Here is a 15197-nt window from a genome sequence, read left to right as displayed (position 1 = left end):
GATTGTTTTGGGGATTCGGGTTAGTAAATTAGAAGGTTTAAGGGTTTAACGGTGCTAAAACAAAGAATAATTACCGCGCTGGTGTTGGTTGCTCTTTTCCTGGGGCTGCTGTTCTTCGTGCCATTGCAGTGGTTTTCCATTGTGATTGCCGGGGTCATCCTGCTGGGTGGCTGGGAATGGGCCAACTTATCCAATTTGAATCGCGCGCTGCGGTTCGTGTTTCTCGCCGCGTTGGGCGGTGCCCTGGTGCTGACCGCACACTACGTATTCGATTTTGATTTCTCCTCACCCGACACCGACCGCGCGCGCCAGATTCTGGCGGTGGCCTGTGGTTGGTGGGCGCTGGCGTTCCTGTGGGTACAGGGCTATCCCGCCAGTGCCATGTTGTGGGGCAACCGCTGGGCCCGCGGGTTTATTGGCCTGGTAGTGCTGGTGCCTGCGTGGTTGTCGGTCGTGATTCTGCAGGGGCTTGAACACGGTGCCTGGCTGGTGCTGTTTGTGGTGGCTGTGGTAGTTGCCGCCGATGTGGGCGCCTATTTTGTCGGGCGCAAGTTCGGCAAGCACAAGCTGGCGCGTGAGGTGAGCCCCGGTAAGTCCTGGGAAGGGTTTTTCGGCGGCCTTGGTGCCTGCCTGGTGCTCGCGTTGGGTGTGTCGGTGGCATTTGAACTGCCGACCAAAAACACCATCCTGTTTACCGTCGGTGTGCTGGTGACTGCGCTGGCATCGGTTATCGGTGACCTGGTTGAGAGTATGTTCAAGCGTCATCGGGGCATTAAGGACAGCAGCCGAATTTTGCCGGGACACGGCGGTATTCTCGACCGATTGGATAGCCTCACGGCGGCGTTACCGGTTTTCACTATGGCGGCGCTCGCCAGCGAATTGCCCAAGTATCTCTGATTTTCTTGGGCGCAGAGGTAGTTCGATTTCATGCAAACCATGACCCCACAATCTGTCTGTGTGCTCGGGTCCACCGGTTCTATCGGGGTGAGTACGCTGGATGTGCTCGCCCGTCACCCAGAACGTTATTCCATCTATGCGCTGACGGCGCGCGACCGTATTGAAGAGCTGGCGCAGCAGTGCCGCCGCTTTGCGCCGCGTTATGCGGTGGTTGTGGAAGAGGTCAAGGCTGTCCAGTTGCGCGCCACGCTGGCTGCAGAGGGCTTGCCAACCGAGGTGCTGAGCGGCACCGACGGTTTGTGCCAGGTGGCCGCCGACCCCGAGGTTGCCATTGTGATGGCGGCTATTGTGGGGGCGGCTGGTTTGCGCCCAACACTCGCCGCCGTGCAGGCCGGCAAAAAAGTCCTGCTGGCGAACAAAGAGTCGCTGGTGATGGCCGGGCCGGTGTTTATGGCCGCCTTGGCTGAAAGTGATGCATCGCTGCTGCCGATCGACAGTGAGCACAATGCCATTTTTCAATGTTTGCCATTTCCCTGTGATAGCCTCAGCGAGGCCGGTGTAGAGCGTATTCTGCTGACCGGTTCGGGCGGGCCTTTCCGTACCGCAGACCCCGAGAGTTTGCACCGGGTTACGCCGGACGAGGCCTGTAACCATCCCAACTGGTCCATGGGGCGCAAAATTTCGGTGGATTCCGCCACCATGATGAACAAAGGCCTGGAGTTCATCGAAGCCTGTTATCTATTTCATGCAGTGCCTAGTGATATTCAGGTGGTCGTGCACCCGCAAAGTATCGTGCACTCCATGGTGCAGTACCGCGATGGTTCCTTGCTGGCGCAGATGGGAAATCCAGACATGCGTACGCCAATCGCGCACGCGCTGGCGTTCCCCCAGCGGGTAGAGAGCGGCGTTAACGCGCTCGACCTGATCAGTGCCGGGCGGCTGGACTTTGAGGCGCCGGATGAATCGCGCTTCCCGTGTCTGCGCCTGGCACGTGAAGCCATGCTGGCTGGTGGCAGTGCGCCCACTATTCTGAATGCGGCCAACGAAGTGGCTGTAGAGGCTTTCCTGGCAGGGGAGCTGCGCTTTACCGGGATTGCACAGCTGATCGAAAAGGTCATGGAGAGTTGTGCAGTCGTTGAACTGAAAGACCTGGAGACAGTCGAACAGGCTGATCGGGAGGCGCGAGCGCGAGCTCACCAGGTTTTGGGAGAATTCTGCGGCGCCTGAAAAATGGTGAACCCACCGGCCTGCATGCAGGACACAAGATAAAGGGCGCAAGCCATTAACGAGATCATAGTAAGCTGACCTCATGTTAGATTTTCTACAAACTGCAGTCTGGGCGCTGGTCGCTCTCGGTGTGCTGGTGAGCTTTCACGAGTTCGGCCACTTTATCGTTGCGCGCTGGTGTGGTGTAAAGGTACTGCGTTTCTCGATTGGCTTTGGCAAGCGACTGGTGTCGCGCTACGACCGCCACGGCACCGAATTTACGGTATCCGCCATCCCCCTCGGCGGTTACGTCAAGTTTCTCGATGAGCGCGAAAGTGCGGTGGCGCCGGAAGATTTGGACCGCACCTTCAATCGCAAGAATGTGTGGCAACGCATCGCCATCGCCGCCGCCGGCCCGCTCGCCAATTTCCTGCTGGCGATCGTGCTCTTCTGGGGCGTGTTTATGGGCGGCACTTCTGGCCCGGTACCCATTGTTGATGGCGTGGAGCAGGGCAGCCTTGCTGCGTACGCCGGGTTGGAAGAAGGCCAGGAAATCCTCGCAATCGACGATCACCCAACGCCCACATGGCAGGCACTGAACTGGCGCTTGGCCAATCGCCTCGGCGATTCAGGCCATATTAAATTCTCCGTGCGTTATCCGGATTCTTCGCTCGAATACCACATGTATGCGGATATTGACCGCTGGTTGGCGGGGCAGGAGGTTGCTGATCCCCTGGGCGAGGTGGGCGTCAAGCTGTGGATCCCACAGGTTAGTATGCAGCTTGCCCAGGTGGTCGACGGTAGCCCGGCTGCAAAAGGCGGCTTGGTGGCCGGTGATGAAATTATCGCCACCGATGGGCGTGATTTCAGCGATTGGGAGCAGTGGACCACCTATATCAAGGCGCGCCCGGAGCAGCAGGTCGCGGTTACGGTGTTGCGTGACGGTGCCGAGCAGGTGGTGTCAATTACGCCAGACGAAGTCACGCTGGATAGCGGTGAAAAAATAGGCCGTATCGGGGTCTTGCCGGTGGCGGCATCCTGGCCGGAGGAGCGGGTGCGGCGCTACCACTACGGTGTTCTGGGGGCCCTGAACAAAGGCCTGGAGGAGACCTGGAGCAAGACGGTATTTACCCTAAACAGCCTGAAAAAGCTGCTGTTTGGCGAGCTTTCTACCCGCAACTTGAGCGGCCCTATCACCATTGCTAAAGTGGCCGGCACCTCTGCGGACGCGGGCTGGCAGTCCTTCTTGTCGCTGCTTGCCCTGTTGAGCATCAGTCTTGGTGTGTTGAACCTGTTACCGATTCCGGTTCTCGACGGCGGTCATCTCCTCTACTACGGTATTGAGGCAATCAAGGGCTCACCCGTTTCGGAAAGAGTGCAGATGATTGGCCTGCAAGTGGGTATGGCTATGGTGCTGGGCATCATGGCGTTGGCGCTTTATAACGACATTTTGCGTCTGTAGTGAATTTTTTGCCTGTACCTCCGGTCTTACTGAGGGCGAAGGGCCCCATGTCGGGCCTCGGAGGTGGTCAGGCACCATTTTCGCCCCTGAGGGGTGGGTGGACTTGATAGGGACCTTGATCCCAGTGAATGGGGCGTAACGCCCTCATGGAATTGCGAATAAACACTCGGAATTAGTAGATGAAAAATTTCCTGAAAGCGGCTTCGCTCGGCCTAGCTTTGCCCATTGCCGCTTACGCCCAGTCGTTTAAGGTCAACGATATTCGCGTTGAGGGATTGCAGCGTGTGTCCGCGGGTACCGTGTTTGCGGCCCTGCCTGTCCGGGTTGGTGATCAGATTGAGAGTGTGGAGATCCAGAGCGCCACGCGCGCATTGTTCCGCACCGGCTATTTCCAGGATATCCAGATCGGCCGTGAAAATGGTGTCCTGGTCATCACCGTGCGGGAGCGCCCGGCGATTTCAAAGATCGAGATTACCGGTAACAAGGCGATCAAGACCGAAGACCTGCTCAAGGGCATGAATGACAACGGTCTTGCGGAAGGGCAGATCTTTAAACGTGCCACCCTGGAAGGCCTGGCACAGGAACTCGAGCGTCAGTATGTGGCTCAGGGGCGCTATGGCGCCAGTGTAACCACCGAAGTAAAAGAGCTGCCGCGCAACCAGGTTGAGCTGAAAGTTATCGTGGACGAAGGCTCCGTCGCGGCGATCAAGCACATCAATGTTGTGGGCAACCGCGCTTTTTCCGACGATGAGCTGGCGGAAATTTTCGAGCTGCAAACCACCGGCTGGCTGTCCTGGCTGAACAGTGACGACAAGTACTCCCGGGAGAAGCTTACCGGCGACCTGGAGCGCCTGGAGTCTTACTACCTCGACCGCGGCTACCTGGAATTCAAGATCGAATCCACGCAGGTTTCCCTGAGCCCCGACAAGCAAAGCGTATTTATCACGGTAAACATCAGCGAAGGCGATGTGTATACCGTTTCCGAAGTGGAGCTGGCCGGTGACCCGGTTGTTTCCGAGGAAGAAATCCGTCGCTTGCTGCTGGTGCGCAAGGGGCAGACCTTCTCCCAGGTGTTGATGACCACCACCTCCGATTACATTACCAAGCGCCTGGGCAACGAGGGCTATACCTTCGCCGAGGTGAATGGTATGCCGGAAGCAAATGAAGATGACAAAACCGTAAAGGTCACCTTCTTCATTGACCCGGGCAAGCGGGCCTATGTGCGCCGTATCAATTTCCGCGGTAATACGCGCACCTCCGATGATGTGTTACGCCGTGAGATGCGCCAGATGGAAGCCGCCTCGGCTTCTTCCGCACGCATTGAGCAGTCCAAGGTGCGCCTGGAGCGTCTCGGCTTCTTTAAGGAAGTACAGGTAGAGACTACCGAGGTACCGGGCACCTCCGACCAGATCGATGTGGAATACACCGTTGAGGAGCAGCCCTCCGGTACCATCGGTGGCACCGTCGGTTATGCCCAGGGCAGTGGTCTGGTGCTGGGTGCCAACGTGCAGGAAAACAACTGGATGGGCACCGGCAAATCGGTGGGTTTCGCGGTGAATACCTCTACCTACCAGTCGGTCCTGAATTTCTCCTATACCGATCCCTATTTCACGCCGGACGGCGTGAGCCGTGGCTTCAATATTTTCTATCAGGAGCGGGATTACTCCGAAATCAACCTGTCGAGCTATAACACCACGACCTATGGTGCGGGCTTGAGCTTCGGTTACCCAATCTCTGAAATTTCCCGTATTGGCCTGAATATCGGTTTCAACCACCTTGAGCTGAGCACAAGTAGTAACTCCGTGCAGGAGATTATTGATAGCCCGCGTCCGATTAGCGGCATCGATAGCGACATTCTCGCCTCGGATCAAACTGTGGTGTTGGAAGAGCTGGAGCAGGCGGTAGCGGATGGGGTCGCGCTGGATCTCAGCATGCCGCTGGATGACAGCCTGCTGAATACCGATTTGAATGGGTTTGTTGATCTCTATGGTGACGAGTTCGATACCTGGTCGGTGACAGGTTCTTACGCGCGTTCGACCCTGAACCGGGGTATCCTCGCCACCCGCGGTGCTTCCCAGCGCGCATCTGTTGAAGTTGCATTGCCCGGTGGTGATCTCGAGTATTACAAGTTCATTTACACCGGCCAGTACTTCCGCCCGCTGACTAAGAACCTGACGTTGCGCCTGCGTACCCGTCTCGGCTATGCCGATGGCTATGGCGACCTGGAACAGCTGCCGTTCTTTGAAAACTTCTACGGCGGTGGTTTTGGCTCCGTACGTGGTTTCGAGCGCAATACCTTGGGTCCGCGCTCCACCCCGGCTGAGTTCTATTCAACCACGGCCTGTGCTGTCAATGCCGAGGGTAATGTCACCAAGAACTGTTACCTGCTCGATCAGAACACTGGCGAGCTGATTACTACGTCTACCGGCCGCCAGCCGCAGCCTTTCGGTGGCAACATTCTGGTGGAAGGTAGTGCAGAAGTGATTTTCCCGATTCCTTTCGTCAAGGATCAGCGCTCCATGCAGTCTGCGTTCTTTATCGATGCGGGCAACGTGTTTAGCAACAGCTGTGGAGTGACTCAGCTGAACTGTTACGATATCGCGGTGGAAAACCTGAATGTGTCCGCTGGTGTGGGCCTGACCTGGATCACCGGCTTTGGCCCGCTGACCTTCAGCCTGTCCAAGGCACTGGAAGAGAACGAAGACGACGATGTGGAAGTATTCCAGTTCTCGTTGGGTAATAGCTTCTAACCACTGGAAATTGGCTTCGGGAGTGTTTAGGGTTGAGCCCCAGCTACCGAAAACGGTTTTTCTGACGTAAACGGCTCCTGTGGAAGGGGCCGAAAAATTCAAGAAATATGGAGAATAAGAAAGTGTTCAAATTTGTAAAAGCAAGTGCGATTTTGCTGGCCGGCCTGTTGTTCGCGGGCGCCGCCAGTGCACAAACTAAAGTTGCCGTGGTAAATATCCAGGCCGCGATCATGAGCACTGAAAAAGCCACTTCCAAAATCAATGCGCTGAAAACCAGCTCTGAATACTCCCAGTTGCAGAATGGTGCCGAGAGCATTCGCGCGGAAATGCAAAAGCTGGCCGAGGATGCGCAGAAAAATGGCGTAACCTGGTCTGAAGAGAAGAAGGCCGAACAGCAGCGCAAAATCAACTTCAAGCGCTCTGATTTCGAAACCACCGTGAAAAAACTGCGCGCGATGGAAGGCCAGGCAGTGCAGGACCTGCAGAAGGAGCTGTTGCCGAAAGCCAAGACTGCGCTGGAAGAAGTGATCAAAGAACAGAAGCTGGACCTGGTTCTGGATGCGAGCGCTGCGGTTTACGCGGGTAAGTCCGCCAATCTGACCGAAGAACTGGTCAAGCGCCTAAACGCTGGCAAGTAATCCGCGCTAATCAGCTTCGAACAAGGTTCAGTGATGACTAACAAGCAGCCAACTCTGGCGCAGTTGGCTGAGATACTGGGCGCAGAACTGCGCCTGGTGCCAGGTGCCAGCGGTGAGCAAGTACCTACCGGGTTGAATACCCTGCAGGACGCGGTTGCCAGCGAAGTGAGCTTCCTAGCCAGCGCCAACTATCGTCGCTTCCTCGAAGAAACTAAGGCCTGTGCGGTTTTGGTTTCTGCGAAAGATGCAGATGCCTGCCCGACGAGCGCACTCATCGTTCCCAACCCCTATCTCGCCTTTGCGCAAGCGACCGCGGTCTACGATCAAACGCCCACACCCTCAGCGGGTATCCATCCCTCTGCCTGTGTTGATAGCTCAGCGGACATTGGGATTGATGTGCATATTGGTCCGGGAGTGGTGATCGAGGCCAACACCCGGATCGGAACCGGTGTGGTTATCGGGTCGGGCTGCGTGGTCGGTGAGGGGAGTGAAATCGGGGCAAATACCCGGTTGTTCCCCAACGTGGTGGTCTACCATGGTTGCGCGATCGGTGCAGATTGTACCGTGCACAGCAATACGGTGATTGGTGGTGACGGGTTTGGTTTTGCGCCTGCCGATGGCCGCTGGACCAAGATCCATCAGTTGGGTGGTGTCGAAATCGCTGATGAAGTGGAGATCGGTGCCTGTACCTGTATTGACCGCGGCGCGCTTGGCAATACGGTGATCGGGCGCGGTGTCAAGATCGACAACATGGTGCAAATCGCGCACAATGTACAGATTGGTGACTACTCAGCCATGGCCGCTTGTTCGGCGGTGGCGGGCAGTGCGGTGATTGGCAAGCACTGCACCATTGCTGGCGGTGTCGGTATCGTTGGCCATGTCACCATCGCGGATCGCAGCCATGTCACTGCGCGTACCCTGGTTACCAAATCCATCGAAGAGGCCGGCTCCTATTCCAGTGGCGCGCCCTTTATGGACAGTCGTAGCTGGCGTCGCAATGCGGTGCGCTATGGACAACTCGATCAAATGGCCCGGCGCCTGAAGGCGTTGGAGACAGCATTCAAGCAACAGGAACAGGCACCCGATTAGGTTGCATCTGCTCACTGAGCTTCATCACAAGATACATTCGAAGATTCGGGGCGTTTGGCGCCCCGAAGTGGTTTCTGGGGACAATTCGCCATGATGGACGTACAGGAAATTCGTCAATACCTTCCGCACCGCTATCCTTTCCTACTGGTAGATCGTGTGGTCGAGCTGGAAGAAGGTAAATCGATCAAGGGTTACAAAAATATCTCGATTAACGAAGAGGTATTCAATGGCCATTTCCCGGAGGCGCCGATCTTCCCGGGTGTCATGATTGTTGAGGCCATGGCCCAGGTGTCCGGCATCCTCGGCTTCAAGACCCTGGGGCAAAAACCGGAAGACGGCTATTTGTACCTGTTTGCCGGCATCGACAACGTGCGCTTCAAGCGTCAGGTTGTGCCGGGGGACCGCCTGCAGCTCGAGTCGGAAGTTGTGTCCGAACGCCGCGGTATCTGGAAGTTTGCCGGCAAGGCGAGCGTAGATGGTGAGCTGGCGGCCTCTGCCGATATCCTGTGCGCGGTGAGGAAGATCTGAGCGCTGCAGGCAGGGCGCGCGGGGCCTCACGGACCCCTGCCAGCTCGGGCTGGCATCAATGTGACCAAATTGATTTTTTATATTCGCGATTCGCGGGTAAAGTTATCGCCGTAGTTTCTGGCGCCAGAGTGCGGGCTTCCGTTCGCAGCGTGGTGTTCAGTCGATCGCGTATCGATCCGGTGAGGAGAAAGCCACAGCATGCAGACCAAGATTCACCCAACTGCCATTGTCGATGATTCGGCAGTGATCGGAGAAGGCGTGCAAATTGGCCCATACAGCGTTGTTGGACCCGATGTGGAGATCGGCGATGGTTGTGAGATCGCGTCCCACGTGGTGCTGAGCGGGCCTACCAAACTGGGAAAAAACAACCGCATCTACCAGTTTTCCAGCGTCGGCCAGGATACCCCAGACAAAAAGTACCAGGACGAGCCAACCACCCTGGTGATTGGCGACAACAACGTCATCCGTGAAGGTGTCACTATCCACCGCGGCACCGTGCAGGATCGCGGGGAAACCACCATTGGCAACGATAACCTGCTGATGGCCTATGCGCATATTGGTCACGACAGTGTGATTGGTAACAACACGATTCTGGTAAACAATGTTGCCCTGGCGGGCCACGTGTATGTGCGCGATTGGGCGATCCTGAGCGGCTATACCCTGGTGCACCAGCACTGCACGATCGGTGAGCACGCATTCACCGGAATGGGGGCCGGCATCGGCAAGGACGTTCCGGCCTATGTGATGGTCGCGGGCAATCCAGCCGAAGCGAAAACCATCAACGCCGAAGGGCTGCGTCGCCGTGGATTTACGCGTGAAGATATCGCGCTGATCAATAAAGCCTACAAAATTGTCTATCGCCGCGGGCTCACTACCGATGAGGCGTTGGAGTCACTGGCGCAGTTGCGACAGGAGTCCGCAGCCATTCAGCCCTGGATTGATTCCCTGCAAAATTCCACCCGTGGGATTGTCCGTTGAGCAACAAGCCGGTAAAGCCGTACGGGGAAACGTTGCGTGTCGGCATGCTTGCCGGTGAAGCCTCTGGTGATATTCTCGGTGCGGGCCTGATTCAGGCGCTGCAAAAGCGATTCGACTCTGTCGAGGTGGTCGGTATTGCGGGGCCGCGTATGCAGGCCCTGGGTGCCGAGTCCCTGTTTCCCATGGAGCGGCTCTCGGTAATGGGGCTGGTTGAGCCGCTGAAGCGCCTGCCCGAGCTGCTCAAGATCCGCCGTACCCTGCGCGAACATTTTATCGCCAACCCTCCCGATGTTTTTATCGGCATTGATTCCCCGGATTTCAATCTCGGCCTAGAAGAGGCGCTGCGCGGCGCAGGTATTCCCACGGTGCATTACGTCAGCCCTTCGGTGTGGGCGTGGCGCCGCGGGCGTATCAAGAAAATTGCCCGCGCTGTGGACCACATGCTCACGCTGCTGCCGTTTGAGGCAGACTTTTACCGCGAGCACGATGTACCGGTGAGTTTTGTCGGGCATCCGTTGGCCGATGAGATCCCACTCGAAGTCGATGTGGAGGCCGCACGACAGTCCCTGGGATTTGCGGCGGATGATCAGGTGGTGGCGTTATTGCCGGGGAGTCGCGGTGGCGAGGTGCGCTTGCTCGGGCCGCTCTTTCTGCAGTCTGCAATCTGGTGTCAGCAGCGGCGTCCTGCATTGAAGTTTGTGCTGCCGGCGGCTAGCGCTGAACGGCGGCAGCAACTGGAGCAGCAAATTGCTGAGTTGCCGGGGGCAAGCGAGTTATCGCTGACGTTGCTCGACGGTAATTCGCAGCAGGCGCTGGCGGCTGCGGATGCGGTGTTGATCGCATCGGGTACCGCGACGCTTGAGACCATGCTCATGAACAAACCGATGGTCGTGGCTTATAAAATGGCGACACTGTCCTACGCCATTTTCTCCCGTATGTTGCATACGCCCTGGGTTTCGCTGCCCAATCTGCTGGCGCAGCGCGAGCTGGTGCCAGAAATCCTGCAAGATGATGCCACGCCTGAAGCTCTGGGCGGCGCGGTGCTGAATTATTTTGACGACCCCTTGCTTGGCGATCGCCTGCGTCGCGAGTTCAGCGAAATGCATCAGGAATTGCGTCGCAACGCCTCGGAGAAGGCCGCAGATGCCGTGTGCACCTTGCTACAGAAATAAGTTATACCTCTCTACCTTATCCGGTTCCTTTTTCGTTATGCCCAAGTCCCCATTGCCTCCCTATGTCTGTCCCTATACCGGTACGTTGCTGGCTGGTGTGGATGAAGTTGGGCGCGGGCCGCTCGCCGGTGATGTTGTTGCGGCGGCGGTGATCCTTGACCCGCAAAACCCAATCGAGGGTCTTGCGGACTCAAAGAAGTTGAGCGAGAAGAAGCGCGAGGGGCTGTTTGAAGAGATTCAGCAGAAAGCCATGAGCTTCGCCATCGCCCGCGCGACGGTCGAAGAAATTGACCAGCTCAATATTTTGCACGCGAGCCTGTTGGCGATGAAGCGCGCGGTTGAGCAGTTGTCGGTGCAGCCAGAGTTTGTGCTGGTGGATGGGAATCGCAAGCCGCAATGGCACTACCAGTGCGACACCGTGATAAAAGGTGATGACCGGGTTGCGGCTATTGCCGCGGCGTCGATCCTTGCGAAGGTGACCCGCGACCGTGAAATGGTGGAGCTGGATCGCGTTTATCCGGGATACGGCCTTGCGGGGCACAAGGGGTACCCCACCAAGGTGCATATGGAGGCGCTGGCACGTCTGGGGGCAACCCCTGCGCACAGAAAGAGCTTCGCGCCGGTAAGGCGCCAGCTGGAGCTGATCTAGCGCTTTTTCTTGACCCGCGCGCTGGTGATCATCTTGTCGGAGACCTCAACAATTTCGATCAGGTATTCCTGAATATAAAGGCTGATATTGCCTTCCGGGATGCTTTCCAGGTGCTCCATAATCAAGCCGTTAAACGTCTTGGGCCCATCGGTCGGCAGTTCCCAATGCAGCGTGCGGTTGATCTCGCGAATGGAGGTGCCGCCGTCCACCAGGTACCAGCCGTCACCCTGTTCGACAATCTCCTCGTCGTCGCTGGGCACCGGGCTCGCGGTGAAGTCACCGACAATTTCTTCCAGCAGGTCCTCGAGGGTTACGATTCCCATTACCTCGCCGTACTCGTCAACCACGATGCCCATGCGGTGTTTGCGCTGCTGGAAGTTCATCAGCAGGGTGGGCAGTGGGGTGGCCTCGGGTACAAAGTAGGGCTCGATCAGGTGTGTCTTGAGGCTCTCTGCAGTCAATTTTTCCGGGCCGTCACGGAGTAGCTGTGCCGCGCGCCGCAGGTGCAGAATGCCGACGATCTTGTTGATGTCGCCGCGGAAAACCGGGAGCCGGGTAAAACTGCTTTCCGCCAGTTGCTGGAGGATTTCCTGTGCGCTGTCGTCCAGGTCGACCCCCTTGACCTCGTTGCGGGGGATCATGATGTCCTCTACGGTCGCCTGGTCCAGATCCAACACGTTTAGCAGCATGCCTTTGTGCTTAGTGGGTAGCAGCGCGCCGGACTCAAATACCACGGAGCGCAGCTCCTCCGGTGCCAGGTGTTCCGCCTCGGATTCTTTGCCGGCCTCTACGCCGACCAAACGGGCCAGGCCATTGGAGACGATGCCGACGAGCTGGACGAGTGGGGTGAGCAGCCAGAGGAGGGGGCGCAGTATTACGCTTGCGGGAAACGCGATTTTCTCCGGATGCAGTGCGGCGATGGTCTTGGGTGTCACTTCGGCAAAAATGAGCACCACCAGGGTGAGTGCGGCCGTCGCGTACCAGACTCCGGCTTCACCGTAGAGTCGGGTGAATACTGCTCCGGCAATGACGGACGCCAGAATGTTGACGATATTGTTGCCGATCAGGATTACCCCGATCAGTTTATCCGGGCGGGCGAGTAGTTCCATGGCGCGTTTGGCGCCACGATGGCCGGTTCTGGCCTGATGCCGCAGGCGATAGCGATTGAGCGCCATCATGCTGGTTTCAGAGCTGGAGAAAAACGCGGAAATAATGATCAGCAGGCCTATCAGTGCGAAGAGTAGGCCGGGCGGCAGGTCGTTCAAGGGAGAGCTCTTTCTATTGGAATAGGCCGATATTGAATCAGAACGGCCGAGCCCGCAACTGTGCGGGCCCAGGTGGTGTAAATCGGGCGTGGGTTATTGCTGGGGAAGAATCACTTCAAGTGCCAGCTTGCTGCCAAAAAAGGCCAGCATCAATACGGCAAATGCCGACAGTGTCCAGCGTACCGCGGTGTTGCCACGCCAGCCTTTTTGCCAGTGGCCCCACAGCAGGATGCTATACAGAATCCAGGCAAAGATGGACAGTGTGGTTTTGTGTACCAGTTGTTGCCCAAACAGGTCGTCGACAAACAGTGCGCCGGTAACCAATGCGGCGGTGAGCAGTAGCTGGCCGAAAGCAATCAGGCCAAACAGCAGGCTCTCCATAGTTTGCAGCGGCGGCAAAAGCCGGCTGATGCCACCCGGGCGATGGTTGTGTAGTTGCTGATTGAGCCAGTAGAGATAAATGGCCTGAAGTGTTGCCAGCGTCAGCAATGAGTAGGCGGCAATAGAGAAAAACGCATGAGCAGCGATGCCGGGGGAGATTTCCTCGCGGGGCGTGGGGCCGCCCCAGGCGTTCTGGGCGCCAACCAGGGCTAGTGCCGCCAGCGGTGCGATGACCAGAATCAGCAAGGTCAGCTTGTGCCGGAGTGACAGCAGGAGCAGCAGTAGTCCTACCGTCCAGGTAATCAGGGACATGACGGCCAGCAGGTCGAAACGAAAACCGCCACCGGCCAGTAGGGTGTGGCTGAGAGAGAGGCCGTGGGCCAGCAGAGCCCCCGCGAACAGGCCCAGTAACAAGGGTTGTTTGGTGTTCTGCGGTTGTCGATACAGGGTGGCAGCCGCTACACCTGTAGTGGCGATATAAAGTGCAATTGCCATCCAGTGGGCGAATGCCGCCATTAGGGTACGTCCGTTTTGCTGTTTCTTTATTTGTCTGGGCGGGCAGTGTGTCACAGCGCGCCTGTGCTGGAAAGCCCGGCTGGGCTATACTGCCGCGTTTTTGGGGTTCCGGTACCCTCTTGTGCGCTTTCGATTTGCTCTGGGGTTGCCCTGGGGATGCTCTGTAAGCTGTGCGGTACCGAGGCGTTTACGATTTGAGAAGGTGATATGTTCGATAACCTGAGCGACCGATTATCGTCGGCACTGAAGAAAGTCACAGGTAAGGCCCGCCTGACGGATGACAATATCCGTGACACGCTGCGCGAGGTGCGCAAGGCGCTGCTGGAGGCGGATGTGGCGTTGCCGGTGGTCAAGGCATTCGTACAGCAGGTGCGGACCGCGGCCGTGGGCCAGAAGGTCAGCAAGGCGCTGAACCCGGGTCAACAGTTCGTCAAAATCGTACAGGATGAGCTGGTCAAGGTAATGGGTGAGGCGGCGACCCCGCTGAACCTCGCCGTACAGCCGCCGGCGGTGATCCTGATGGCAGGCCTGCAGGGCGCCGGTAAAACCACCAGCGTTGCCAAGCTTGCCCAATACCTGCAGGAGCGGGAAAAGAAAAAAGTAATGGTGGTGAGTGCGGACGTTTACCGCCCCGCGGCCATCAAGCAGTTGGAAACCCTCGCAGGCGAAGTGGGCGCAATCTTCCAGCCCTCGCAGCCTGAGCAAAAGCCCATTGATATCGCCCGTCAGGCGGTGGACGCGGCGCGCAAGCAGTTTGCCGATGTGCTGATCGTGGATACTGCCGGTCGCCTGCACGTCGACGAGGAGTTGATGGGCGAGATTCGCGAGCTGCACGGGTTCCTGGATCCCGCGGAAACCCTGTTCGTTATCGACGCCATGATTGGTCAGGATGCGGTGAACACGGCGAGTGCTTTCAATGATGCTCTGCCACTGACCGGTGTGATCCTGACCAAGGCAGATGGTGACGCCCGCGGCGGTGCGGCGCTGTCTGTGCGTCACGTGACTGGCAAGCCGATTAAATTTATTGGTGTCGGCGAGAAAACCGATGCGCTGGAAACCTTCCACCCGGACCGTATCGCCTCCCGGATTCTCGGCATGGGTGACATCCTGTCGCTGATCGAGCAGGCCGAGCAGACCATCGACAAGGCGAAAGCCGAGAAGCTGGTTAAGAAAGTGCAGAAGGGCAAGGGTTTCGACCTGGAAGACCTGCGTGACCAGCTACAGCAAATGCAGAATATGGGCGGCCTGGGTGCGCTGATGGACAAGATGCCGGGAATGGGTGGTCTTGCCCAGGCAGCGCAGCAGGCTGATATGGGTAAGGAATTCCGTCGTATGGATGCGCTTATCAGCTCCATGACGCCGGAAGAGCGCCGCAACCCGGATATTTTGAGTGGCTCGCGCAAGCGCCGCATCACTGCCGGCTCCGGCACTCAGATCCAGGATCTGAACCGCCTGCTCAAGCAGCACAAGCAGATGGGCAAGATGATGAAGAAGCTCAAGGGCGGCGGCATGGGCAAGATGATGCGCGGTCTCGGTGGCCTGCCCGGAATGGGTGGCATGGGCGGCGGTGGCATGCCTGGTGGTATGGGCGGTATGCCGGGCGGTTTGCCCCCGGGGCTCAAGAAAAAGTGACCGGATGTGGGTGCCGGAAGATAGTTGGCGCTGG

At 57.7% G+C, this 15197-nt stretch carries 13 protein-coding genes; 11 read left to right on the top strand and 2 right to left on the bottom strand.

Annotation, left to right across the window (positions count from 1 at the left end; genetic code table 11):
• Positions 1–51: 51 nt before the first annotated feature.
• The 10 genes from AS89_RS0112270 (at position 52) to rnhB (ending at position 11369) form a co-directional block, all read left to right on the top strand.
• Positions 52–897: a phosphatidate cytidylyltransferase gene (locus AS89_RS0112270; protein ID WP_029249997.1), complete on the top strand. Its 846-nt coding sequence runs from the start codon at positions 52–54 to the stop codon at positions 895–897.
• Positions 898–927: 30 nt separating this feature from the next.
• The gene (ispC, locus tag AS89_RS0112265) at positions 928–2124 is read left to right on the top strand and encodes a 1-deoxy-D-xylulose-5-phosphate reductoisomerase (protein ID WP_010132954.1); all 1197 of its coding nucleotides are present in this window, start codon (positions 928–930) and stop codon (positions 2122–2124) included.
• An 82-nt stretch (positions 2125–2206) separates the two neighbouring features.
• A complete protein-coding gene (gene rseP, locus AS89_RS0112260) occupies positions 2207–3565 on the top strand; it encodes an RIP metalloprotease RseP (RefSeq protein ID WP_010132953.1) in 1359 nt (452 codons plus the stop codon).
• Positions 3566–3744: 179 nt separating this feature from the next.
• On the top strand, positions 3745–6315 hold the full coding sequence (gene bamA / locus AS89_RS0112255; protein WP_010132951.1) for an outer membrane protein assembly factor BamA: 2571 nt from the start codon (positions 3745–3747) through the stop codon (positions 6313–6315).
• Positions 6316–6437: 122 nt separating this feature from the next.
• Positions 6438–6953 carry an OmpH family outer membrane protein gene (locus AS89_RS0112250; RefSeq protein ID WP_100169381.1) on the top strand — a complete coding sequence of 172 codons (516 nt, stop codon included), beginning with the start codon at positions 6438–6440 and terminating at the stop codon, positions 6951–6953.
• A 33-nt stretch (positions 6954–6986) separates the two neighbouring features.
• The gene (gene lpxD, locus AS89_RS0112245) at positions 6987–8042 is read left to right on the top strand and encodes a UDP-3-O-(3-hydroxymyristoyl)glucosamine N-acyltransferase (RefSeq protein WP_010132949.1); all 1056 of its coding nucleotides are present in this window, start codon (positions 6987–6989) and stop codon (positions 8040–8042) included.
• Between the two features lie 90 nt (positions 8043–8132).
• Positions 8133–8570 carry a 3-hydroxyacyl-ACP dehydratase FabZ gene (fabZ, locus tag AS89_RS0112240; RefSeq protein WP_010132948.1) on the top strand — a complete coding sequence of 146 codons (438 nt, stop codon included), beginning with the start codon at positions 8133–8135 and terminating at the stop codon, positions 8568–8570.
• A gap of 198 nt (positions 8571–8768) precedes the next feature.
• A complete protein-coding gene (gene lpxA / locus AS89_RS0112235; protein ID WP_010132947.1) occupies positions 8769–9548 on the top strand; it encodes an acyl-ACP--UDP-N-acetylglucosamine O-acyltransferase in 780 nt (259 codons plus the stop codon).
• A gap of 44 nt (positions 9549–9592) precedes the next feature.
• Complete coding sequence (gene lpxB / locus AS89_RS0112230) at positions 9593–10720, top strand: lipid-A-disaccharide synthase (RefSeq protein ID WP_033230430.1); 1128 nt, start codon at positions 9593–9595, stop codon at positions 10718–10720.
• A gap of 37 nt (positions 10721–10757) precedes the next feature.
• Entirely contained in the window at positions 10758–11369 is a 612-nt protein-coding gene (rnhB, locus tag AS89_RS0112225) for a ribonuclease HII (RefSeq protein ID WP_050901694.1), read from the top strand.
• Here the strand turns inward: rnhB and AS89_RS0112220 are convergent.
• A complete protein-coding gene (locus tag AS89_RS0112220) occupies positions 11366–12634 on the bottom strand; it encodes an HlyC/CorC family transporter (protein ID WP_010132944.1) in 1269 nt (422 codons plus the stop codon). The genes rnhB and AS89_RS0112220 overlap by 4 nt on opposite strands.
• A 93-nt stretch (positions 12635–12727) precedes the next feature.
• The gene (locus AS89_RS0112215) at positions 12728–13531 is read right to left on the bottom strand and encodes a cytochrome C assembly family protein (protein ID WP_010132943.1); all 804 of its coding nucleotides are present in this window, start codon (positions 13529–13531) and stop codon (positions 12728–12730) included.
• A 207-nt stretch (positions 13532–13738) separates the two neighbouring features.
• Here AS89_RS0112215 and ffh point away from each other — a divergent pair, with 207 nt between their 5' ends.
• On the top strand, positions 13739–15163 hold the full coding sequence (gene ffh / locus AS89_RS0112210) for a signal recognition particle protein (RefSeq protein WP_010132942.1): 1425 nt from the start codon (positions 13739–13741) through the stop codon (positions 15161–15163).
• Positions 15164–15197: the final 34 nt, after the last annotated feature.

The sequence above is a fragment of the Microbulbifer agarilyticus S89 genome (assembly GCF_000220505.1).
Lineage (GTDB): Bacteria > Pseudomonadota > Gammaproteobacteria > Pseudomonadales > Cellvibrionaceae > Microbulbifer > Microbulbifer agarilyticus_B.
Note: the sequence above shows the minus strand (reverse complement) of the source record. Positions and strands in the feature narration are given on the sequence as shown.